This window comes from Cellulomonas carbonis (assembly GCF_014636275.1).
Classification (GTDB): Bacteria; Actinomycetota; Actinomycetes; order Actinomycetales; family Cellulomonadaceae; genus Actinotalea; species Actinotalea carbonis.
In genome coordinates this window covers 22673-46966 of sequence record NZ_BMEB01000004.1, presented here as the reverse complement: position 1 = coordinate 46966, position 24294 = coordinate 22673, and the positions used below count along the sequence as shown (strand labels likewise).

11 protein-coding genes are annotated in these 24294 nt (G+C 70.6%); 7 read left to right on the top strand and 4 right to left on the bottom strand.

Annotated features, from left to right (window positions below):
• Positions 1 to 93 precede the first annotated feature (93 nt).
• From IEV86_RS12610 to IEV86_RS12580, 7 genes are all read left to right on the top strand, one after another.
• Positions 94 to 1332 carry a glycosyltransferase family 4 protein gene (locus IEV86_RS12610; RefSeq protein WP_043605237.1) on the top strand — a complete coding sequence of 413 codons (1239 nt, stop codon included), beginning with the start codon at positions 94 to 96 and terminating at the stop codon, positions 1330 to 1332.
• Positions 1329 to 3092: a glycosyltransferase gene (locus IEV86_RS12605; RefSeq protein ID WP_188484692.1), complete on the top strand. Its 1764-nt coding sequence runs from the start codon at positions 1329 to 1331 to the stop codon at positions 3090 to 3092. The genes IEV86_RS12610 and IEV86_RS12605 overlap by 4 nt, the downstream gene beginning before the upstream one ends.
• Before the next feature lie 229 nt (positions 3093 to 3321).
• Positions 3322 to 4290: a UDP-glucose 4-epimerase GalE gene (galE, locus tag IEV86_RS12600; RefSeq protein WP_043604755.1), complete on the top strand. Its 969-nt coding sequence runs from the start codon at positions 3322 to 3324 to the stop codon at positions 4288 to 4290.
• A gap of 184 nt (positions 4291 to 4474) precedes the next feature.
• Positions 4475 to 5353 carry an ABC transporter permease gene (locus IEV86_RS12595; protein ID WP_043604754.1) on the top strand — a complete coding sequence of 293 codons (879 nt, stop codon included), beginning with the start codon at positions 4475 to 4477 and terminating at the stop codon, positions 5351 to 5353.
• Positions 5340 to 6323 (top strand): ABC transporter ATP-binding protein, encoded by a 984-nt coding sequence (locus IEV86_RS12590; protein WP_052426061.1) that lies wholly within the window; start codon positions 5340 to 5342, stop codon positions 6321 to 6323. Before IEV86_RS12595 ends, IEV86_RS12590 begins: the two co-directional genes overlap by 14 nt.
• A complete protein-coding gene (gene wecB, locus IEV86_RS12585) occupies positions 6323 to 7468 on the top strand; it encodes a non-hydrolyzing UDP-N-acetylglucosamine 2-epimerase (protein ID WP_043604752.1) in 1146 nt (381 codons plus the stop codon). Before IEV86_RS12590 ends, wecB begins: the two co-directional genes overlap by 1 nt.
• Positions 7469 to 7758: 290 nt before the next feature.
• Positions 7759 to 9609 carry a heparinase II/III domain-containing protein gene (locus IEV86_RS12580; RefSeq protein WP_052426060.1) on the top strand — a complete coding sequence of 617 codons (1851 nt, stop codon included), beginning with the start codon at positions 7759 to 7761 and terminating at the stop codon, positions 9607 to 9609.
• Here IEV86_RS12580 and IEV86_RS12575 read toward each other — a convergent pair.
• The 4 genes from IEV86_RS12575 to IEV86_RS12560 all read right to left on the bottom strand — a co-directional run bounded on the left by IEV86_RS12575 (position 9606) and on the right by IEV86_RS12560 (position 24253).
• Positions 9606 to 11177: a DUF6270 domain-containing protein gene (locus IEV86_RS12575; RefSeq protein ID WP_043604749.1), complete on the bottom strand. Its 1572-nt coding sequence runs from the start codon at positions 11175 to 11177 to the stop codon at positions 9606 to 9608. The genes IEV86_RS12580 and IEV86_RS12575 overlap by 4 nt on opposite strands.
• Positions 11174 to 16339 carry an FkbM family methyltransferase gene (locus IEV86_RS12570; protein WP_161784031.1) on the bottom strand — a complete coding sequence of 1722 codons (5166 nt, stop codon included), beginning with the start codon at positions 16337 to 16339 and terminating at the stop codon, positions 11174 to 11176. Before IEV86_RS12570 ends, IEV86_RS12575 begins: the two co-directional genes overlap by 4 nt.
• Before the next feature lie 355 nt (positions 16340 to 16694).
• Entirely contained in the window at positions 16695 to 19424 is a 2730-nt protein-coding gene (locus IEV86_RS12565) for a PQQ-binding-like beta-propeller repeat protein (protein WP_161784030.1), read from the bottom strand.
• A gap of 395 nt (positions 19425 to 19819) precedes the next feature.
• Entirely contained in the window at positions 19820 to 24253 is a 4434-nt protein-coding gene (locus tag IEV86_RS12560; RefSeq protein WP_161784029.1) for a glycosyltransferase, read from the bottom strand.
• Positions 24254 to 24294 lie beyond the last annotated feature (41 nt).

Sequence of the window (24294 nt, the reverse complement as noted above, 5' to 3'; positions counted from 1 at the left end):
CCCGCTGGCGCTACCCTGACCACGGACGTGACCGGGACCGGGAGGGGGTGACTGCCGAGCGAGCGCGCGAGCGCACCATCGGCTGCACCCGTCATGCACATCCTCCTCGTCACCCACCACTACGCGCCCGAGGTCGGCGCACCGCAGCGTCGCTGGGGGGCCCTCGTCCCGCGGTTCCTCGCGGCGGGCCACGAGGTCACGGTGCTGACCCCGCCCCCGCACTACCCCGCGGGTGCGGTCCACAAGCTCGTGCCCGGTCTGCGCACCGGCGACACCGCACTCGGCGAGCACGGCGAGACGGTCCACCGCGTGCGCTTCCGGGAGCACGGCCACGGCATCCGGTCCCGCACGCTGGACCAGACGATCGCGGCCACCGACTCGGTGGTGCGGGGCGTGCGCGAGCTCGGCCGGCGCGGTCGCCGCCCCGACGTCGTCGTCGCGACGGTCCCCGGGATCCCGTCGATCGCGGCGGGCGTCGCGCTGCGGCACGCGCTGCGCGTCCCGCTCGTCGTCGAGATGAGGGACGCGTGGCCGGACCTCATCGAGCCCAGCGGGATGATGGGCGAGACGCGACGGCGGCGCGGCTGGAAGGGTGCCGTGACCGCCGAGATCCACCGCGTCATGACGTTGCTGCAGAAGGACGCCGCCGCGGTCGTCACGACCACCGACGCGTTCGGCGAGGTGCTCCGCGAGCGCGGCATGAAGCGCGTCGAGGTCATCCGCAACGGCGCCTACCTCGACGAGATCCCGCTCCTCGGGGCGCGGCCCTCCCCCACGACCGACCCGCTGCGGGTCCTGTACCTCGGCACCGTGGGACGCGCGCAGGGCCTGGGCACCGCGGTCGCGGCGGCGGGCCTCCTGCGTGAGCGCGGCCGGCCGGTCGAGCTGCGGATCGTCGGGCCCGGGTTCGAGTACGCGCACCTCGCCGAGGTGTCGGCGGACCGCGGCGTCCCGGTCGACCTGCGCGGACCCGTCGCGCGGTCGGAGGTGTTCGACCACTACGCGTGGGCCGACTCGCTCCTGGTGTCGCTGCGCTCGTGGCTCCCGCTGCGCTGGACCGTGCCGTCGAAGCTCTACGAGATGATGGCGACCGGACGCCACGTGACGGCGGTCATGGCCGGCGAGGCCGCCGACATCGTCGAGGCGACCGGCGCCGGGCACGTCGTGCACCCCGAGGACCCCGAGGCGCTCGCGGCGCTGTGGCGGCGCCTCGACGAGGACCGCGAGCTCCTGGACGTCGACGGGCGCGCACGCGCCTGGGCACGCCAGCACAGCGACTACACGCGCCTCGCGGCCGACTACCTCGCGGTCCTCGAGGGCGTGGTGCGGTGACCCACCCGCTCGCGGGCCGGGCCCTCGGCCTCGTGCGCGACGTCGTCCTCGCGGGCTCCGTCTCGGTCCGCCACCTCGGCGAGGACCCGCTGCACTTCCTCCTCCTCGCGGGGCGCCGCCTGCCGTCGCGCGTCACGGCGGCGCTCGCCCGTGCGCTCACGGTCGGTCCGGACGGCCCGCTGCGTGCGGCGCTCGCGGCGTGGCTCACCGACCACCCCGACAGGGCGGCCGTCGCGCTGCGCGGTGCGCGGCCCCGCGGTGCGCTCGGACGGCGCCTCCACGCCGAGCTCGCGACGCAGGTCGGGCGCGGGGCGGGCCCGCTCGGGGCGACGTCCGGGGAACCGCCCGCGCCGCACGCCGCGCACGACCCCGTCGTCGCCCGTGCGCTGTGGCTCGCGGGTGACGTGAGCGGTGCGCTCGCCGTGGCGCCGCCGTCGTCGGGCCTCGCCGAGCGCTACCGCTCCGAGGCCGCCGTGCTGCGCGGCGAGGTCCGGCCCCGGCTGCCCCGCGCGGTCGCCGCGGGTCAGCCGCGCCACGGTGACGCTCCCGGCGCCCTGCACGTCCTCACGAACTCCGTCCCGCACACGCGCAGCGGGTACTCGGCGCGCAGCCACGCGGTGCTCCGCGCGCAGGCCGACGCCGGCATCCGCGTCGCGGCCGCGACGCGCATCGCGTACCCCGTGTCGATCGGTCGCCTGACGTCCGGGCGGGCCGACGTCGTCGACGGCGTGCGGTACGAGCGGCTCCTGCCGTGGACGCTGCCGCGCGGGGCCGAGCAGCGGCTCGAGCGGCACGCGGCGCTGCTGGCCCCCGTCGCCCGGACGTTCGGCCCGACGGTCCTGCACACGACGACCGACTTCACGAACGCGCTCGTGACGCGCGCCGTCGCGGAGTCGTCCGGCACGCCGTGGGTCTACGAGGTCCGGGGCCTGCTCGAGGACTCGTGGGTCGCGCGCCGCACCGCCGCCGGCGACACCGCTTCGGACACCTCGGAGCGCTACGGCCTCCTGCGGGCGCGCGAGACCGAGAGCTTCCTCGCCGCCGACCACGTCGTGACGCTCAGCGGGACCCTCGCGGACGAGCTCGTCGCGCGCGGTCTCGACCGTACGCGGATCACGGTCGTCCCCAACGCCGTGGACGAGCGTCTGCTCGACGACGACGTCGCGGCCGCCGACGCGCGCCTGCGCCTGGGGCTGCCGGCCGAGGGGTTCTGGGTCGGCACCGTGAGCAGCCTGGTCGACTACGAGGGGCTCGGGACGCTGCTCGAGGCCGTCGCGCTGCTGCGCGCGAGGGGCCGCGACGTCCGGGCCTGCGTCGTCGGCGACGGCGTCTCCCGGCCCGGCCTCGTGCGCCGCGCCGAGGAGCTGGGGCTCGCGGACGCGGCCGTCTTCCCCGGGCGGGTCGGCCGCGACCAGGCCGTGCTGCACCACCGCGCGCTCGACGTGTTCGCGGTGCCGCGGCGCGACGTGCGCGTGTGCCGCGTCGTGACGCCCCTCAAGCCCGTCGAGGCGATGGCGTGCGGCCGCCCCGTCGTCGCGAGCGACCTGCCCGCCCTCGCCGAGATCGTGGGCGAGCCGGGCACGGGGCTGCTCGCGCCCGCAGGGGACGCCGTCGCGTGGGCCGCGCGGCTCGAGGAGCTCGCCGACGACGCCGCGCTGCGCGCGCGGCTCGGGGACGCCGGGCGGTCGTTCGCGGCCGGGCGGACCTGGTCGCGCGCGGGCCGGGTGTACCGGGAGCTCTACGAGGGGCTCGCTCGGTGACGCCCTCCCGCCGCGACTGCGGCCGACGGCCGCGGCCCGCCCGCCGGCCCCCGCACTGCTCGACGCACGAGCGTGGGCACGGCGTCCGGCACGACGTCACGCACGGCGCGGGGATACTGGGCCGGGTCGGGCCCGAGCGTCGGCGGTGCCACCGGCTGCTCGCCGACGACGGCGTGACACCGACATCGCCCGGCCCGACACCCCCCGACGCGACACCCCCGGAGAGACCGTGAGCATCCTGGTGACGGGCGGGGCCGGCTACATCGGCGGCCACATCGTCCGCGAGCTGACGCGCGCGGGCGCGGACGCCGCCGTCGTCGACGACCTGTCCCACGGGCGCGCCGCGCGGGTCGAGGGCACGCCGCTGCTGCGGCTCGACCTCGCCGACGGCGCGGGCGTCGACGCGCTCGCGCGGTTCATGGCCGAGCGCGGGGTCACGGCGGTCGTGCACATGTCCGCGCTCAAGCGGGCCGACGAGTCGACCGTGCAGCCCGCGCGCTACTACCAGCAGAACGTCGGTCAGCTCGCGACCGTCCTGCTCGCCATGGAGCAGGCCGGCGTCCACGAGCTCGTCTTCTCCTCGTCCGCGGCGGTCTACGGGCAGACCGGTGCCGAGCCCGTCCCCGAGACGCACCCCACCGAGCCGATCAACCCCTACGGCGCGACGAAGCTCGCGGGCGAGGACCTCGTGCGCTGGGCCGCGCGCGCGGGACAGGTCCGCGCGGTCGCGCTGCGGTACTTCAACGTCGCCGGGACGGCTGCCCCCGAGCTCGCGGACGTCGAGACGGTCAACCTCGTGTCGATCCTCGTCGACCGCGTGGGCCGCGGGCTGCGGCCCGTCGTGCTGGGCGACGAGCACCCGACGCCCGACGGGACGTGCGTGCGCGACTACGTCCACGTCGCGGACCTCGCGCGGGCCCACGTGCGCGCGCTCGCGCTGCTCGGGGAGCCCGGTGGGCCGGACGAGGGCTTCGAGGCGCTCAACGTGGGCACGGGGACGGGCACGTCCGTCCTGGAGATGGTCCGGGCGCTCGGCGCGGTGCTCGGCCGCGAACTGCCCTACGAGGTCGCGCCGCCGCGCCCCGGGGACCCCGCGTCCGTCGTCGCGTCCGTCGACCGCATCGCCGAGCGGGCCGGGTGGCGCGCCGAGCTCACCGTGGAGGACATGCTGCGCTCCGTCGCGGAGGGCGTGGCGTGAAGCCCGGCGGGGCGCGAGGGGTGACCCAGCGCGGGGCTCGGAGGGAGGCCGCGCGTGGGGCGCGAGGGGTGGCCCGGAGCGGGGCGGCGCGAGGGGTGGCCCGGTGCGGGGGTCCCGGCGTCCGCTGGGTACTGTGGTCCCTTCCGGATGACGCCCTGGGGGACGACGAGTTGCGGTACGTGGCATGAGCGAGGCGCCGACGCGTGCCCGGGAGACGGTCCGCGAGGTGGTCAAGCTCGACCTCCTCCAGCCGGTGTACCGGCGTCCCGCGCTGGACGAGTACCTCGCGCAGCTGTGGGACCGGCGCCACTTCATCCGCGCCGACGCGCGTGGCCGGGTGGTCAGCGGGTCCCGCGGCATGGTGCTCGGGATGGCGTGGCTGGTGCTGCGACCGCTGCTCGACGGCGCGGCGTACTACGTGATCTTCGGGATGATCCTCGGGACCGACCGTGGCATCGAGAACTTCGTCGGCTACCTGCTCATCGGTGTGTTCCTGTTCGCGTTCACGAGCCGGAGCCTGAACCAGGGCGCCAGCGCACTGGTCGCCGGCAAGAACCTCGTCAAGGCGTTCACCTTTCCCAGGGCGTCCCTCCCGATCGCCGTCGTCGTGCGCGAGACGTTGACGACGGTGCCAGTCATCGGCGTGCTGGTCGCACTGATCCTCCTGCTGCCGCCCCAGGAAGGGATCACCTGGCGGTGGGCCCTGTTCCCGGTGATCCTGCTCATGCAGACGGCATTCAACTTCGGGATCGCGCTGTGGGCGGCGCGCATCGTCGCGCGTGTCCCGGACCTCAACCAGGTGCTGTCGATCGGCACGCGGTTCTGGCTGTACGGCTCAGGAGTCTTCTTCTCGATCGACCAGTTCGTGAGCCACGAGGGTTGGGCGTCGCTCCTCAAGCTGAACCCGATGTACGTGGTGCTGGACATGAGCCGGGACGTCCTGCTGTACGCCGAAACCCCTGACGCGGGCTCATGGGCCGTCCTCACGGTGTGGACGGTGGTCGCCGCAGTGGGCGGGCTCGTCTACTTCTGGCGCGGTGAGGAGCGCTATGGCGCTCTCTGAGCCGACGATCGACGACGTGACCGTCGCGGTCTCCGACATCCACGTCCGGTACAACGTGCCGTCCGGCGAGGCAGCGGCGCGGCTGCCCCGTGGGGAGCGGCTGATCCGACGTGCGACGGGAAGGCCGCCGTCGGTGACGGTCCGGGCCGTCGCGGGGGTCTCGCTCGTGGCGTACGCGGGCGAGTCCATCGGCATCGTCGGCCTCAACGGCTCGGGCAAGAGCACGCTGCTGCGCATCATCGCCGGCCTCGAGAAGCCCATGCGCGGCGAGGTCCACGCCCGGAGCACTCCCGTCTTGCTCGGCGTCAACGCCGCCCTGCTGCCCGAGCTCTCCGGCGCGCAGAACGTCCACCTCGGCTGCCTCGCGATGGGCCTCACACCTGAGGAGGCGCAGGAGCAGTTCGACGGGATCGTCGAGCTCGCCGACATCGGCCCGTCCATCCACCTGCCGATGAAGACGTACTCCTCCGGCATGGCGGCGCGCCTCCGGTTCGCGATCGCACTCGCCGTGCGTCCGGACATCCTGCTCATCGACGAGGCCCTCGCGACGGGTGACGCCTCGTTCAAGGAGCGCAGCATGGAGCGCATGAAGGAGATGCGCCAGGGCGCCGGCACGGTGTTCCTCGTCAGCCACGCGGCGCAGACCGTCGAGGAGGAGTGCACGCGGGCCATCTGGCTGCACCGCGGCCGGCTCGTCACCGACGGCCCCGCGGACGAGGTCGCCCGGGCCTACCGCTGGTACGCATGGAATCTCGCCAAGGGCGAGAAGGAGAAGGCCGCGGGCCTCCTCGAGGACGCGTTCGTGACCGGGGTCGAGACCGAGGTCGCGTTCATCCCCGCGCTCGGAGACGCCGCCCCCGCTCGCCACGCCGCCGGCCCACGTCCGCGTGGCGGTGGCGTCCCTCTAGGTTTGCGGTCGGACGACCGCGCTCCCATCGAGTCGTTCGACGACATCTTCAAAGGACTGTGATGAACCCCCTGATCATGACCGTGTACGGGACCCGGCCGGAGGCCATCAAGGTCGCACCTGTCATCAAGGCGATCGAGGCCGACGAGCGCCTCCGGAGCATGGCCGTCGTGACGGGCCAGCACCGCGAGATGCTCGACGAGGTCAACGCGATCTTCGGCATCGAGCCGGAGCACGACCTCGACATCATGCGCCACGGCCAGACGCTGTCCCAGATCGCGGCACGGGTCCTCGAGGGGCTGGACCCGCTGCTCGAGCAGGTCCGCCCCGACGCGGTGATCGTGCAGGGCGACACGACCACCTCGACCGCAGCCGCACTCGCCGCGTTCTACCGCCAGATCCCCGTGGTCCACGTCGAGGCGGGTCTGCGGTCGCACGACATCCTGTCGCCGTTCCCCGAGGAGGCGAACCGCAAGCTCACCTCGCAGATCGCCGCGCTGCACCTGGCGCCGACGAGCACGTCAAAGGCGAACCTCCTCCGCGAGGGGGCGGCCGAGAAGGACATCGTCGTCACCGGCAACACCGTGATCGACTCGCTGCTCTCGACGGTCGACAAGCAGATCCCGTTCGACGACCCGGCCCTCGAGGACCTCGCGTCGTCGGGGCGCCGCGTGCTGCTCGTCACGACGCACCGCCGCGAGAACTGGGGCGAGGCGATGGCCGGCGTCGGTCGTGCGGTAGCGCGCATCGCCAAGGACGAGCCGGAGCTGACGGTGGTCCTCCCGATCCACCGGAACCCGATCGTGCGCGAGGCCGTGCTCCCGCAGATTGAAGGGCTCGACAATGTGCTCGTCACCGAGCCGCTCGCGTACGGGCAATTCACGAGGATGCTGTCAGTTTCGACCGTCGTTCTCACGGACTCTGGCGGTGTTCAGGAGGAGGCTCCCAGCCTCGGAAAACCCGTACTCGTGATGAGGGAGAACACCGAGCGCCCCGAAGCGGTGGACGCCGGGACCGTCAAGCTCATCGGTACGGACGAGGAGCGGATCGTCGAGGAGGTGACGCGGCTGATGCGGGATGCGGCCGCCTACAGCGCCATGGCGAACGCGGTGAACCCCTACGGGGACGGGCGGGCGGCCGCGCGAACGGTCGCAGCGATCGCCCACCTGCTGGGGATAGGGCGTCGTCGCGACGAGTTCATCTCGTGAGCGCTCAAGAGGAAGCGAGGCGAGCCTTCGATCGCGCCATCGCTGGCCGCCGGGTCACCGACGCAGTCTGTGCGCATCCGTCCGACACCGATGGGGGGCACTGGTCAGCGGGGCCGTCCGCGACGCTGGTCCGCGGCTCAGAATCGATGCGAGCGGAATTCCATGGGTCCGGCACAGTGCACGAGGTACGGGTTCGGCTCAAGGAACCGCTCGCTACGGGGGCCGGCGTCTGCGCGCGCTTCAGGCTGTCGGGATGGAGCTCGCTTCGCTACGTCGCCGTGGGACGGACGGTGGACGGGACGTTCCGACATGTCAAGGCTCGACACATCCTGCAGACGTCCTGGTTCGAGATCGCTGCTGCGGACCACGACCTAGTCACAAGGCTTCAGAACGCCTGGCCAGATTGGGAGAGTGGACCCGCCGATGACGTGCGGATCTACGTCAACGGTACGCCAGGAGAAGGCGGCGCGGTCGCTGAAGTGGCGTGGGCCGGGGCATGGACCGGTGACGGCTACCTGCCAGCTACACCGACGACGACTGGCCACCCTCGCCGCCGTGAGGTCCTCGACGCACTCTCGACCTACCTCTGGCAGAAGAACCCTACCCTTGAGGCGGACATCCGTCGGTTCCTCACCCACGGTGACTATCCGGTCCTCTCCGGGGTCCACCTACCGTGGTCGACCTCCGCGTCGCTGCCGGACGGCCTCATGTCCGTGTCGACGTACCGGTACATATGGCACTCGCTGTACCCCGCCGCTTACATGCTGCTCTTCGCGGACAAGCACTCCGACGCCAGCGCCCGGTCAGCAGCCAACCGGATCGTGATGGAATGGTTGACGCGTAGCTACTACGGCGTGGATCCGGATACCCGCTACGCCTGGTACGACCATGGCACGGCCGAGCGTCTCATCACACTGCTCCTGACTCGGAGCGGGCTGGACCCGACCAACTCCGATCGACGGACCAGGGACCAACTCGACGAGGCGATCGTCGCGCACGCTTTCCTCTTGGAGAGCGAGGCGTTCTATGCCGCTAACCAGCGCGAGAGGTTCCACAACCATGCATGGTTCCAGGACTTGGCGCTGCTCGCCGCCGGCGCCTTGGTCGACTCGGCCGCCGCACCCCGTTGGCTGACCACCGCCCACGTCCGCCTCACCGACCAGATCTCGCGTCTCGTCTGCGCTGAGGGCGAGTTCGCCGTCTTCGTCGAGAACTCGGTCGGCTACCACCATGGCATCCAGATCCTCGTGGAGCTCGCGGCCGAGCTCCTCGCAGTCATCACCGACGACCCGTCGCTGCGCGCGACAGCGACCGGACTTAGGGCTTGGTCGCGACGGCTGGTGTACGCCGACACCCGAGCGCCGTCGACAGGAGACACATTCCGACGCCCCAACCCCAGCGCGCGGCCCGTCAAGAGCTACCCTCAGGCAAACACCGGCGTAACCGTGCTCCCCACCGCGGGGTACGGGGTGATCGACGGCCGTGACGCGGGGCACCCCTTCACGATCTGCTTCTTCGCCACGTCGCTCTCACGGACGCACAAGCACGCCGACAACCTATCGTTGACCTTGTTCTACGCAGGTGTCGAATGGCTTATCGACCCGTCGTTCTTCTCGCACGACTACGACGATGCGATCCCGGCCTACCTCCGAGGTCCCGCCGCCCACAGTGCGCCATTCCTTGAGGGATGCGAATACTCGATCGAGCCCGGGCTCGCCCAACTCGCTGGAGGGCCGTCCGACGACGGGTACGAGATCACAGGCGAGCACAAGGCGTTCGAGGGCCATCTCATACGTCGGACAGTGCGCGGCACCACACACCGACTTTCGATGACCGTGAGGGACGAGATCATCGGCCCGAGCGCTCACACCGCTACAGTCAGGTTCCACCTCGGTGACGGAGTCATCGCCCGCGTGGAGGGCCGATCCGTGTTCCTGTCGCACGGCGCGACGCCTGCCCGACTGGAACTGCACCTTCCGACAGAACCGGTTCTCGCACACGGATGGAGCGGTGACCCGATCACGAGCAGCGTCACCGGCACAAGCTTCCGCGAATTTGTCGACACGACGACCGTGTCATTTTCGTGGACGCCAGCGACTGCTGACTGGTCTCTGCGTTCGGCTTCAGAGCAACTGCACTAGGACTTCGGCCCCGGCGGGCTCCCAAAGAACGCCTGAGCTCGCGCCACAAACACTGGGACGACGTCGTTGTGCTCAGTGAAGCCGAAGCGCGTCAGGCTGATCTGGTCGGCTCGCCCACAAGACCCCAGCCCGTCGACGAGGGGCCCGATGTGCCGCTCGAGGTACCCCGTGTTGCCGACGAGCACCTCGATGCTGCCTCGGAAACGGGGGCCGTATCGCTCGACGACCTCCGGGATCATGCTGTTGAGGACGTCGCGGTCGTCTGCATCGACACGTCCGAGCATCGCGTACGCCAGCGATCGCTGCCACTCGGTCAGGCCCTCCGTGCCAACCGCGTCACCGAAGACGAAGTCGCCGATCATGACCTGCGGCTCGCCCGCCAAGACATGACCACCACCCAGCATCAACGCGTATGCGATGGCTGTCGCTCCTCCCTTCGATGTGCCTATCATGAAGGTCCTCTCGGTAGGCACATCGAATTCACCCTGCAGCTCGCGGATCAACGAGAGCACGGCGTTGCGCACCTGCCGGTCGTTGGCCACGGCGAGGAGGTAGCTGCCGTGGCTCCCGAACCCGTCCTTGATGTGCACCACGGTCGCATCGAGCGACCTGCCCATCCCGAAATACGACATCCGAGTCGTCCCGGGTGTCGCGTCCACCCCGGAGAACACGATGATGAGCCGACGGGAACTGGGGCGGGGGTGCACGGAGTGCACGATGTGTCGCCCCTTGTAGTTGTACACCCGATCGTCGCACTGCACATCGTCAGCGCCCCGTAGCAGATCGACCTCGCGATCGTGCGGTTCGTCCGACACACCGACCCATGGCGAGTTACGTCGCGCTCCGTGCCGGAACGGCCCCTCACCTTCGAGCCGCCGGACGAATGCCTGGTAGAACTCAGGCACGTAGTGGAACGGGCTGATTCCCCACCTGTGCTCGTCCGCGGCAACCAGCACGTCTTCGGCGTACGTATAGAACTGGTGCGGGTCAAGGTCCGCCCGCATCCGCTGGTAGAGCCGAGCCAGGAACTCGTTTGCGGCACGCGTACGCTCTCGGGGCGCCGTCTTGGCGAGGTCCACGTCGCCGCGCGCGGTGGTGGCCCAGTAGACCTCGTTGACACGAAGGGCGCCGCGCTTGCCGTGCGCATCCAGAACCTTGAGGAGTCGGGACCATCCGCGCTCCCAGAGCGCCACGAACTCAGCGGTCGACGACGGCACGCGTGCGATGGCGTCGTCGTCGAAACTCGCACGCATGAATTCGTTCGACCGCGTGGCGACGGCGCCGTTCTGGAGCATGAGGTCGAATCTCTCGTCAATGGGATCGTAGACGAGGACATCGAAACCATCGGCCTCGAGATAGTCCAGGAACGCCTTGTCGAGGTCGAAGCCGACGATTCGTCGCTGGAACGCCGATTCTATGACGCTCGTGTCCACCCCGCCAAAACGCCGGTCCGTGCAGGCGCTGGCGAGTGAGCTGCGCGCAAAATATGCGTCGAGAACGATCCCCTCGCGACGCGGGAGCTCGAACGCGTCGCGCGTGACGCAGCTGCCGATGATGCCAACTCTCATCCGTCCGAAACCGAGCCTTCCTCCAAGATGAGCGAAAGCTCCCGCTCAATCACCAGACCGGTCGATGACTGCCTCCGGACCCTGTCGGCCGCGTTACGCGACAGCCGGTCGAACGCGGCCGGATCCGAGCGCAGGGTCCGTATCGCTGATGCGAGGCCACGATGGTCGTCGGCCTCGGCCAAGAAACCGCACTGCTCGTCGACAAACTCTGGGATCGCCGCCACCGCGTTCGTGATCGGGACGAGTCCCGAGGCCATCGCCTCGTCGCGCGAGACGCCCTGAGCGTCCATGCGCGTCGGCACGATGAAGACACCGTATTCCTTGTGCAGGTCGGCGATCTCGGACTGGGTCAAGAAACGGCGTTCGATGCAGACGTTCGGAAGGTCCGCCACCGGAGCCAGCGTTTCGTCAAACAGTGCCCCGTCTCCGATTATCCGGAACTCGAGCTCCTGGAACCAGTCTTCGCCCCGCAGCTCCTGGACAGCCTTCACGGTGAGGTCGTTGGCGTACTTCGCCGATGCGAACGGCCGGATCGACAAGATTCGCATACGCTGCTCCCGCGGCTTCGGGACGTAGGTGAAGATGTCGATGTCGATCGGGTTGTGAATGATGCTGTACCGGTCGCGGTCGAGTTGGATGCCTACGTCGTCCATGACCTCGTCCGCGAAGTACCGGGAGACGAAGACGAAATGCACGTTCGGCGGGGCGGTCATGAAGACCTCACGCCAGAACCGCAGCCGCGCATCCGATGCGACCTTGGCCACCTCGAGCTCTGCATCGTCCGTGTAGTTGTACGAACGTCGCCACCAAGGTTGCACCTCGGCGCCGTGGATCCACACGACCACCCGCACTGCCGGGTCCACCTCCGCGAGAACCTCCCACATCGCTGGTTCGAGGAAGTGCACCATCACTGACCGGTGTGCCGCGCCGCTCAGCACCTTGCGCAGTGCGTCCTGGCTTCCAGAAGCGACGTCGACCCCCTCGAACTCGCTGTAGGTCAGCACAGCCCCTGGACGCAAGCGGAAGACCGAGGTTTTCACCCCCCGCTCCCTGTACGCGCGCACCCGCGAGTGCACGAAACCGTTCCGGTACAGGTTGTCGTAAGAGGGGTAGTGGTTGGTCAGGACGAGGTCGCGGCTCGTCGCAGCGATCTGGTTTGCCTCAGTGCTCACACGCCCGAGCACGAGCTGGCGCACAGTCGTCGTGCCCGGTCCGAGTGCGCGGAAGCCGATCTTCACGGCCACGGTACCCTCGGGCACTGCAGCCGACGCGTTCTGCTGCGACACCGCGAAGAAGGTCCCCAGCCGCTGGCTGTCCGCGTCGAAGAAGAGGAACACCACCTGGACCCGCAGCCCTGGTGTGGTGTCGAGGTACGCCTCGGCGTCCGGCCCCGGCCACAGGTCCCCGACCGGCACCAGGTCTTGGCTATAGATGTAGTCGTGCTGACCGTCCTCCAGCTCGGAACGCAACGCCCAGCCCTCGGTGGTGCGTTCCGGCCGAAGCGCGGGGCGCTGCGACGCGTGAAAGAGCTCAGCGAGCCGGTCAGCGTCGAGCGATGGCAGCCCCTCCCCCGGCATAGGCACCGGGGGAGCCGCTTCTGCGTAGGTATTGAGTTCGCCGAGCGGCAGGCCCGTCCAGCAGGTGCCGTCGTCGGCTTCAGCCTCCCGCACCGTTCCCGACGACGCGCCACCACGGCAGTAGGAGAAACGGTCGAGGGAGACCTGGTCCAGTCCTGCGGCGTGGACGTCGTCGCGGTCCGCGGCCTCGCAGAGCGCGCCGAGCGTCATGGAGCTCAGTGCCGTCACGCGGACGAGAGACGCGCGCAGAGGCAACCGACCCACGCGTCGGTACTCCGCACCGACATCGAGCAACATCACTTGATCCGCGGCGGCATCGCCTTCCGCGTCGCACGCGGCGTACCGGGTGCGCTTGCCGAGCACATCAGCGTCGCAGTATCGCGTCGCGAGCACGAGGTCGAACGCGTAGTGCGGGCCGTAGTAGTCGTCAGGGTGTAGAACTCCCACCAGGCCATCGTCTGCGATGTCCCCGACGACGACGTCGTGCGCCGCATCCGCCCGGACGACCGTCGCGCCCGGGATAACAGGGCGCTCGAGCCCTGCGTCCACTACGAGCACGATGCGGTGCCGTAGGCCCTCCTGCCTCTGGGCAGCCGTGACCAGTGCGTCGACCTCGTCCTGGGTCCGAGCGTGCCCGACGAACGTGACGACGGGCAGTGCGCCAGGCACGGGTGTCGCCTTGAGCTTGGCGGCGACATACGCCAGCCGGTCGGCGTACGTGTGCTGGGACATGACCGACCGCAGCGCGAGGAGCCGTAGCCGGTCCAGCCGCTCAGGGCTCTCCGCGATCTCCGAGAGGCGCCGCACCGCCTCCCGGCCGCTGTCCGTCGTCACGACCAGGTCGCCGAAGAGCAGCCGCAGCCCGCGGGAGAAGTTGCTCACGGTGACGGTGTTGCTCGCCAGCAGCTCGAACACCCGCCGCGCGAACATCGTCTGCGACTGCTTCACCGAGTTGAGGTTGATCGCATAGCGGTAGCCCTTGTACGCCCGAGCGATCTCCTCAGGCGGCAGCGTGCCGACGACGTACCGCTGGTAGGCCTCGGGGAAGGAGTAGTTCGGATCGTCGCTGCCGAAGTTCCGGTCGAAGATCTCGACTGGACGGAAGCCCGGGAGGTGCTCGAGGAAGCTGTCCAGATCCCGCGTCCGCTCCGGGTACCGCCGGTAGTACGACCCCGCGAAGGAGATCGCATCCTGGCGCGGCATCTCCTCGAGCGGGTTGTGGGTCCGAGGCTGGGCCGCGAACGGCAGCAGATGCACCCTGTCGTGACCCAGGGCCGCCTTGTACCGCCCGATGCAGTCGAGGTCTGTGGTGAAGACGTGGTCGAAAGCACGCGCCGTCGTGAGAAACGTCGAGAAGTGGACCGGGTCCTCCTTGTTCCAGAACGCGGTCGGCACGCCGCGTGCGGAACACCACTCCACGATGTCCCGCAGCGCTGACGGGAACTGGCCGACAGTGTTGTGCCACGACCCATCCTTCCCCCGCCACGCGGACTCGACGAAGAGCAGATCCGGCCGCTGCTCCTCGAGCCGCGTCCTCCAGTCGTCCGGCGTGAGGTGCACGAGGTCGCACTCCGGCTCGAGCGAGAGGCCCGTGAACTCGTCGACGATCGCGGCGACGCGGAGGCCACGACGCACCGTTGGCGGGTCCTCAGCCGCCGGTCCGGTGGCTGAGGCGGCCAGTTCTGCGCTATGACGGCCGTCGGCCGTCAACGTGCTTGAAGTGACGTCCGCCCCGCCGCGGCCATCGGACGCATGGGCGTCAGTGGCTAGCACGCCGCGCGCGTCGTGCGCGGAGGGATCGGCCAGCGCGGCGCCGGCTTGGAGCTCGGCGGGTGTCCCCGCGGAGGTGACCTCGGACACCTCGGCCTCGCGCGCCAGGCGTCGGAGCGTCGTGGGCAGCGCAAGCGCCGCCGCGGGCGAGGTGCGGGCCCGACGAAGTTCTCGTCCCGCCCGGAACGTGACGCTCTGACGGATCCTCCTGACCTCTGCGCGCGCCGCATCCTCGTGGCGCTTGGCCGTCTCCACAGCAATACGCGCCTCGAGCACCTCCGCCTCGAGCCGACGTTCACGGGAGCCTGCGTCGGCGACGTCACGCTCCAGTTCCTGGAGGCGCGCTACGAGCTCGGCCTCGCGAGCGTCCGCAGCGGCGCGGTGCGTCGTCAGGGCCGAGGCGAGCTCGCCCGCCTCGGCCCAGGCCGACCGTGCACTGCTTGCGTGCGTCCTGGCCTCGAGCTCCTCCACTGCCAATCGCTCGGCCGCGCCGGCCACCTGCGCGTGCGCGCTCTCGACGGCGTGTCGGAGCGCGCGGGCCTCACCAGCCGCTTCGCTGGCAACCCGCCGCTCCGCGTCGAGCTCACGCTCGGCAGCGGCAACTGCCTCGCGCAGCTCCATGACGCGTGCCGTCTCCGCTCGAAGCTGCAGGCGAGCCTCGGAGACCTTCGACTGCAGCGACGTGTGTCGGCGGCGCTGACGCTCGACCTCCCTCTTCGCATCATGGATCTCGGCCTCGCGCGCGGCGCTCGTAACCTCTGCCACTTCCGCGCGCGACGCGAGCGCGACGATCTGCTCTCGCGCGGCCGTGAGATCGGCCTGGGTCGCCGAACCTGCGGCGAGTGCAGCGTCGAGACGCTCCTCCGCAGCGATCCTGCGCCGCTCGAGCGCGCCTGCGTCGTCCTGCGCCTTGCGCAGCTCCTCGCCGAGCGCGTCGATCCTCTCCTCAAGTGACTCGACGACGGCGCGGAGCTCCGCCTCGCGGAGCCGCAGGGCGTCCCTGTCCTCACGCAGGCGCTCGTGAGCCTGCGTCGCCGCCCTGTACTTGAGGTTCGCGTCACCGAGCCGCGCCCGTAGCGCGTTGATCGCCTCGGTCGCGCGGAACGCGTCGCGTGCCGACTTCAGGAGCAGACGACGCGACACGTGCTCCGGCGTCGTCCGCTCGCTGGGCAGGAACACGTGCGTGGGCGTCGCGTTGAACGTGTCCCAGTAGACGTAGCCCCGCGCGTCTAGCCACTCAGCGAGCTCGCCGAAACCCGCCTCTCCGGCACACTCGACGTAGACGAGCGGGCGGTCCGCCTCGATCGTCGCAGCAGCACCACGCAGGACCTCGAGCTCCATGCCCTCGACGTCGATCTTCACCGCACGGACTGGACGCGCGACATCCGCGTCATCCAGCCTGACGACCTCGACGTCTCCGGAACCGACATCGACGTGCTGGCCGCCGATGTTCGCGGGGTCGGGCGTCACGATCGTCCCGCGGCCGGCGGCGGACCCGAGTGCGACCGTGTGCACCCGAACGCTCCCGGCGAGGTCGCTGAGCTGCACGGACTTCTTGAGCGCGGACGTGAGGGCAGCGTCGGGCTCGAACGCCTCCACCACGCAACCGACCACGGCCGCCAGATACATCGAGTGGTTGCCGATGTTCGCGCCGACGTCCACGACGACATCACCAGCCGTCAGGCGCGTGGCCATGTCCGCGAGCATCGTGTGCTCGTACGGGCTGCCTGTCGTCGCGATCGTGCGCTGGATGTGGTCGGTCTCCTTCGCAGGAAGGACCATCACGTACCGAGCGCCGTCGACTGAGATCGTCACGGCGTCGTCCGGCAGGACCCGCTCGTCGACGCGAGCGGCGGACGTCGGGTCCGGCGCGCTGCCCCTGTCGCGTCCCTGCTCCGCTGACGTCCGTCGTCCCCGGTCGCCTCGCGTCACGCTCATCCCCTCCGGGCCCGCACGCGCGTGGCGGCCCCCCGCGGTTACCCCGCGTTCGACGTTCCCGGCCACTTCACTCGCGAGCCGGACCTCCAACCTTAACCGAGCAGGCTGCAGCGGCCGGTACGCCGATCCGCGTCACCAGGCCGAGCACACGCCGGCGACGCGAACCGGACAGGTCAGATACACCGGGGGCCGTCGGAGCTCACGAACGCAGCCGACCAGACCTGGTTCCACGTCACTGACGGGTGATCCGCATCAACCGGGTCCCGTCCGGGTAGAACGTGGCAGAGCCGATCTCCCCAAGCAGGCGGTGCGTGGTGGTAGTCCCGGCTGGCTTGGTCACACGAAGTGTCGCGGGGTCGAACGCATAGATCTCCGGTCCGGCCGACAGGTGGATCAAGCCGTCGACGTACTCCATGTCCACGTTGCGCCACGTGACCTCGGAGGGTTGGGCCAGTGAGCTCAGCTCGATCCTCCGGATGACGGCCCCGGTCCCCCGGTTCAGCTGGTAGAGCACGGGACCGGCAGCGGCCCACAACTCGCCGCGCGGCGTGACGAGGACGGCGCCGTAGCTCTGGACGTCCGCGGCGGGAGCGACCTCCCACAGCTTGCGCCCGCTGGCGAGGTCGTACGCGAACACCCTGGCCGTGGGGGTCGTCGGGTCGATCCCGAGCCCGCCCCAGCGCGACGTCCCGCCGAACACGATCCCGCGGTACGCGGCAAGGGAGACGACGCTCTGGTCAGCGACCGGCTCGTTGACGATCCGGGGCGTGGCGGTCAGGGAGTCGATGATCCCGAGGTCGCCGCCGAGCTCACCGTACCGCGGGACCGTGCCGAAGAACGTGCGCGCGCCCAAGACCGCCCAGGCCTGCGGGCGGTCCTGACCGATACCCGCGAGCTCGGCGATCGGCGCGGGGTTGCTGCCGTCCACCCACGGCTGCGTGGTGTCGTAGCGGAAGATCTTCCCGCCCGTGTACGTCCCGAGGAACATGTACTGCCCGTTCGCGATCATGCCCTCGACCTCGCCGATCGCTCCCTTCGCCGTCGGGTCCTCGGGGTACTGGGTCGCCTCTCCCGTCGACGGGTCCACGACGGACAGGCTCGCACCGCCGTACCCGCCCACATACAGCTTCCCGTCCGGGCCGGGCGCCATTGACTTCATGCGGCTCGCGGTCGGCGCGAAGTCGACCGGGTACGCGATCTCCCGGTAGCTCGCAAGGTTGATGGCAGTCAGGCCTGCGTTCGGGTCGTACGCCAGCAGCCACTCGCCGTCCTCCCCGTCGAGCGAGCCCTGGACGACCCGGCGGTCACGGCCGGCCGGCATCTTCGTGTACGCGGCCTGCGTGCGCTCACCCGTCGTCGAGTCCACCCGGTACAGCAAGCTGGACAGGATGTAGTAGAAGTTCCCGGCAGCGTCAGGCTGCGAGGGCAGCTGACCCGGGACGTTCGCGGCCACGTCGAACGAGCCAGTGCGAAGGTCGTACAGGTATCGGCTGCTGGACACGGTCTGCCCCGTGACGGTGGTGCCTCCCGGTACGAGCAGAGCGAGGAACGACCCGCTCACCTCGAGCTCGGACAGGTTCCCGCTCGTGAGCTGCACCGGCGGGGGGATCTCGTGCCGCTTCGAGAGATCGGAGAGAGGAACCCGGAAGAACGTCGGGCTGGTCGGGGACACCCCCACGTACACGTTCTCGGCATCCACCGCGACCGACCGCACCGACGAGTGGTTGGCGCTGACCACCGTACGAGCGACGACTGCGTCCGTCGTCGGGTCGAACGCGAACAGGACGCCGTCGGGATACGTGCCCCCCCAGATGCGCCCGTCGGGGGCGACCTCCAGGTCCCACACCATGGTGGCGCTCGGCGTCACCCGGCCGAGGTCCTCGAGCGACGTGCTGCCCGGGGTCCAGCGCCACAGACGCCCACCCTGGGTGCCGACGTAGACGCGGCCATCGGCACCCGTCACCATCGTCCCGGTCTGGGAGATGTTCGGATCGGAGAAGGGGATCGTGGTCTCGACCGTGTTCGTCTGGACGTCCAGCACCTCGAACGCAGCGGGATAGCCGGAGACGACCGTGTAGAGCTTGGGTCGTCCACCGATCACCGTGGCCTCGACGGCGGCCGTGTTGCTGAACTCGAGCGGCTCACCCATCGACACAGTCGTCGAGGTCCGCGCGGGCGCGCCGACGGAGGGGCGGATCGAGACGACGTCGAAGGCCGCGCTGGCGACGGCGGCGTTGCTGCTGCTGAGCTCCATCACGGCCTTCGCTGCCGTGGGCGGCGAGATCATGGTGCGGTTCACCAGCCTCCATCCACCTGAGGGGTAGGAGACGGGCTCCGTCGTCGCCGAGATGAGAACCCCGGAAGCCGTGTACCACTTGACTGCGAGCTTGAAGGTCCCCCTACCCGGGCGGACCCAGAAGCGTACGTCGTGCCCGACCCCTGGGAAGGCGGGAACCGCCCGCGAGCGGAGCCACGCCCCACCCGTCGTCGACCGGTCGTCGATGGAGACGGAGCGCCGGCCGAGCCTCGCGTAGGCGGTGGTCGTCTCGATGGACGTCCCGGGCCCCGTGTAGAACGACCACCCGGGAACGGGGCTGGTCGACGTGGGCTGCGTCTCGAACCCGGAGTTCGTGACCATCGGCCCGATGGCCTGGACCCCGTCCCACCACGCCTCGCTCCGGGAGGTCGACGCGGACGACATCACGATGGTGGCGGACGCGGCGTTGGCCGGTGCGGTCCCGCGGGTGGTCATCCGTGACCACGTCCGGTGTGCGCCGGGGGTGCGCTCGTGGTGGCGCTGGATCCGGGTCCCGTAGGCGTCGTAGAAGTCGAGCGTCAGCGTCTGTGTGCCGGAGGTGGTGAAGACGTAGGCCTGTGCGACGTACTCGCGCCCCGGTACGACGATGATCTTCTTCCGGGTCACCGACGCCGGTGCCGTGGGGCTCGAGTCGCGGATCAGCATGGAGCGCACCCCCGAGATGGCCCGCGCTGACGTCGCCCCGACCACGTTAGGGCTGGGTGCAGATGCCTTCCACCCCGGCGGGACGAGCCCTGGGGCCTCGAAGTCCCCTATCGCGTCCCACGCGGAGATCGTCTGGAGCGCCTGCGCGGGTGCGGGTCGGGAACCCACGACCTCGGGAGCGGCTGTGACGACGACCGAGAGCGCGACGGCAGCAGCCACGACACGGAACCGGGGTCGGAGCATGTGAGAACCCTTACGACGTTCGATGGCCGGTGTAACGGACCGCGCCAGGGCACGCCCCGTCCACCGCACGGGCCGGACCGAGGAAGGATCGGCCGGTCGCGCCCCGTCTTGAGGGAAGCGACCTCGGACCGGGCCCGCCGTGCGGGCCCTGGTCAGCCCCGAGGCCGTGAGACGAGGTCGAGCAGGTGCGTGGCGACCAGGTCCCGAGCCATCCGGCTGACGTCGCTCGGCTGCGCCCCGCCGTCTCCACGCAGGATCAGCTGGGCCATCTCCCCCACCGACGAAGCAAGCCATCGACGCGGGTAGACGAGATCCGCCCCGGGCCACACGAGCACTGCGGGCCGGGCGCCCGACGCCACCCCCTCCGCGATGGTGAGGTGGAAGGACTCGAAGTCGCTGACCGAGATGACCGACCCGACCCCGCGGTACCACTCGGCCATGTCGTCGCCCTGCGGTGTGAGGACCACCGAGCCGGGATGAACCTCCTGCAGGGCGTCGATGCGCCGGAACTGCTCGTCGTAGAACGCCATCTCCGTCGGTCGGGCGAGCATCCAGGGATACTCCTCCGGCCTGCGGCCACGGACGTTCAGCCGGTACCCTGGGTCCTCACGCAGGACCGCCTCCAGGACGTCCAGCGCCAGGTCCAGCCTCTTCGTCTGCGGCACCATCCCGACGAACCCGATCGTCTTCGCAGCCTCCGCGAGTTTCGGCAGCGCGAGGCCGTCCACGTCGACCATGTTCGGGACGACGACTGTCTTGTCCTGCGGGATGCCGTGGCTGACGATTGCCGCACGGCGCACCAGCTCCGAGACGAAGACGTACGCGTCGACGTTCGCGTGGCTCATGCGCCGCAGGTGGGGCGTCCTCAGCTCTTGCGAGTGGACCCGGACGACGAGTCTCTGGTCCGGCCGGACGTGGTTCGAGTACCAGACGGCGTTGCCCAGACCCCACTCGCACAGCACCGCGTCAGCGGTGCTGAGGAGCTCGGTCGACACCTCCTCCTCATGGTCGGTGTGCGAGCTCCACGCGTCGACGAGGATCTTCGTCCCGGCCGCCTCGATGGTGGGGAAGGCGGGTTCCAGGAACTTCAGGTCGTGCCCTGCGACCAGCAGCACCCCGGGACGTTCGCGGACCGCGAGCGATGATCCAGCCGGACCGGTGGCAGGCGGTCGCGCCGTCGGGAAGACCACCGAGAGAGCGCCGTGCTGCTCCGCGAGGAGCGCGGCCTGGAGACCCCCGTGCGCCGGGAGGAGATCGGCGCGCACCAGCCCGGCGGACGACCGTGGAGCGCCCACGACGAGGCTGACCAGCGCACCGGGGCTGCCATCGGGTGTCGGCTCGGTCGGTTCGAGCCGGTTCCACGCTCCGAACCGCGTGCACAGCAGCAGGTCCTCGTAGTACGTGCGGCCCGCACGGTCGTCGAGCAGACCCAACCACGGCACCCGCCCGGTCGGGCTCTCACCCGCTTCCAGGACCTCGATGCCGGCGTCCCGGAGGGCGGTCGCCAACGCCCTCGGAGGCGGCGCTCCCGTCACCTGGATCAGGGCCGGCAGGCACGACTGGCGGAGTGCGGCGTCAACGCCCGTCTGGGTCAGCGCCTCCGTCACGAGCCCGTAGGACGGGAACGGTTCCGCGGCAGTCGCGATACCCGCGGTCCGTGCAAGGAGCACCATGGCCGCGGACGCCGTGTGGGCGCGGTGCACCGCCCGCATCTGCCGCCACGCCTCCTCGAGCCGGGCTCGACCGTCCTCGGCCCACCAGCGCAGCCACGCCGCTGCGTCGTCCCTGTCGGCTGCGAGAGGGATCGCATCACCGAGGCACTCCTCGATCCCACGCGCCGGCCCGGACAGGACGACGCCCCCGCTCGCGGCGATCTCCACGACACGGCGGGAGAACATCGTCGGTGACTCCGTCACACTGTTGACGTTGAGGTGCGCCAGATGGGACCGGTACGTCTCGAGAACCTCGGCGTACGGCAGCCCACCGCGGACGAACGGCTGCAGCGTGGCCGGGAACGAGTACGGGGAGTCCGGTTCGTTGAGCTGGCGGTCATAGATCGCGAGCCCGACGGAGCGGGCACCCTCGAGGAGCTCCGACAGCGCCTGCGTCCGGTCGGGGTAGCGCTCCCCGTAGTACGTGCCGGCGTACGCCGCCGTCGGCTCGTAGGGCCGGTCGGACGGCAGGGGGTTGTGGATCAGCGGCTGCGCGAAGAACGGCAGTGCGGCCACCGCACGGTTTGGTCCCTCGGCTGCCCACTCCCGGTACTGCGGCACCAGGGACGCATCCACCGTGAAGACCGCGTCACACATCGCAGCGGTCTTCCGGAACCGCTGCGTGTGGACGGGATCCTCCTTGTTCCAGAAGACCACGGGCACCGCTGCCTCGCGGCAGGCGGCGATGAGAGCCGCGAGATCGGCGTGGTCCTCGTCCGAGTAGTAGCCGACGCCGCGGTGCCACTGACCGCAGTTGCCCTTCCACGCCGACTCGACGAGGAGCAGATCGAGCCCGTCGACCTGACCGGGCCACCGTTCGCGGTCGATCGGCACGACGTCGACCGATCCCTCGAGCGTGCGGGTGGTGAACTCGTCGGCGATGACCCCGATACGAAGCCCGGCGAGCGGGCGTCCTCGGCCGAGCGCCCGTGAACGCGTCTGCGCCTCCGCGTACGCCTCGACAACCCCTCGGCAGACGATCCGCCATGTCCGCTCGTCGCCGACCCACAGCCTGGCGCGGCGGCCCAGCTCGCGCCGCCGGTCCTCGTCGAGGATGAGCTCCTCGAGCCGGTCCGCGAGAGAGACCGGGTCTCCGGCTCGTGCGAGCAGTGCACGCTCCTGCGCCGGCCCAGCGAGATCGATGTGCGGAGCCACATCCGAGAGGACGACCGCCTTCTGGGCGGCGAAGGACTCGAGCGGCTTGAGCGGCGAGACGAGCTCGGTGATCGGCAATGACGGCCGCGGGCAGACCATCACGTCGAACATGCTCACGAGGCGCGCCACGTCGTCGTGCGGGATGCGACCGAGCAGGTGCACCGACTCACCGAGGTCGAGCTCGGCGACACGGGCCCGCAGGTCCGCCTCAGCCGCTCCCGAGCCCGCGATCACGACCTGGGCGTCGTGCCCGCGGTCCAGCAGGATCCTCATCGCGTCGACGAGGACGTCGAGCCCTTCGTAGGCCACGATGCTGCCCGCGAAGCCGATGCACGGGACGTCGGGACGCACGGCTGCGGCCGCCCGCAAACTCGCGTCCCGTGGCAACGGGAGGACCAGCTCCGGGTCCACGGCGTTCGGGACGACCCGGATGCGCTCGCGGTCCACCCCCCGCCCGACGAGGACGTCCGCCACCTGCGACGTGATTGCCAGCACGGCGTCCGCCTCCGTGGCCACCAACGTCTCGAGAGCCACCTGCAGCGCGTACCGCTCGCTCGTCTCCCACCCCGGCCGTGTGGAGGCTGCCGTGACCTCCCACAGCCCCCGGACCTCGTAGACGAACGGGACGCCGAGCCGCCGCGCGGCGACGAGGGCGGGAAGCGCCGTCTGGGCGTCGGACGCGGCATGGATCGTCGCCGGCCGCAGGAGGCGCGCCTCACGGACGACCGTGTCGGCCGCCTCGTCGAGGAACTCCTCAAGGCTCGACGCGCCGAGGCCGCGCGCCGGGTTGTGCACGTAGTCCACGCCGTCGAGCCGGCGCACCGTGCGCTTGCGCGGCACGCCGGACCCGGTCGGGCCGTCCCAGGGGTAGCCGGCCCGGGCCACGGCGACGACGTCCACCCCGTTCCGGCGCAAGCCGCCGGCTATGCCGCCGGTCCGGATCGAGTACCCGTTCGAGTCGAAGACGGGCGTGGAGTGCACGCAGTACATGACGCGCCCGCGCTCGGGCAGGTAGACCGGTCCCGTCGACCGAGGCGGCACGGCCCAGCCCCGCTCGAGGACGCGCCCGGCTGCGGCGATCTGTCGCGCGAGAAGGCCCGCCTCGGGGTCGAGCGCCGCGATCACGTCGGCGTGCTCCGCGACGAGCCCGGCAGGCCTGCGGATGTGACCCTCCTGGTACCAGAGCCGGGAGAGCGCGGCGTGCAGGTCGTCGGGCGCGCCACCCTCGACGAACCGCGACACCAGCTCCTCGCCCGAGAGCTCGCTCCGCGGCCGCACCGCTGGGGGTGCCGGCGTCGCTGCCGTGCGGGCCGTCCCGGAGGTCGGCGCACCGGTCGTCGACGCCGGCACGTCGAAAGGCCCCGGCGGTGTCGGCGACGTGGGTCGCAGCGACGCGCTCAACCGCCCGACCGATCGCCTCAGGATCACGCCGGGCTTCACCACGGCCCGACCGACCCGCATGCTCGTCGACGCCCGGACCCGCTGGAGATCCGCCTTGAGACGCCGGTTCTCCGCCCGGTAGGCGTTCAACGACGCATGCGCTTCTCTCAGGCGGCGCCGCACGTCCTTGAGCTCGACCTTCGCGCGGTGTGACGCGCCCCGCAGCGCCGAGGTCTCGGCCTCGAGGAGCCTGACCCGCTCGTGCAGATCGCGCTCCTGTGCGGCCAGCCTGAGGTACTCCTCACGCAGACGCTCCGGGTCGGCAACGATGGGCGCCACGCGTGCCCGCTCCAGGAGGTCGGGATCACGCTTCTCGTCGG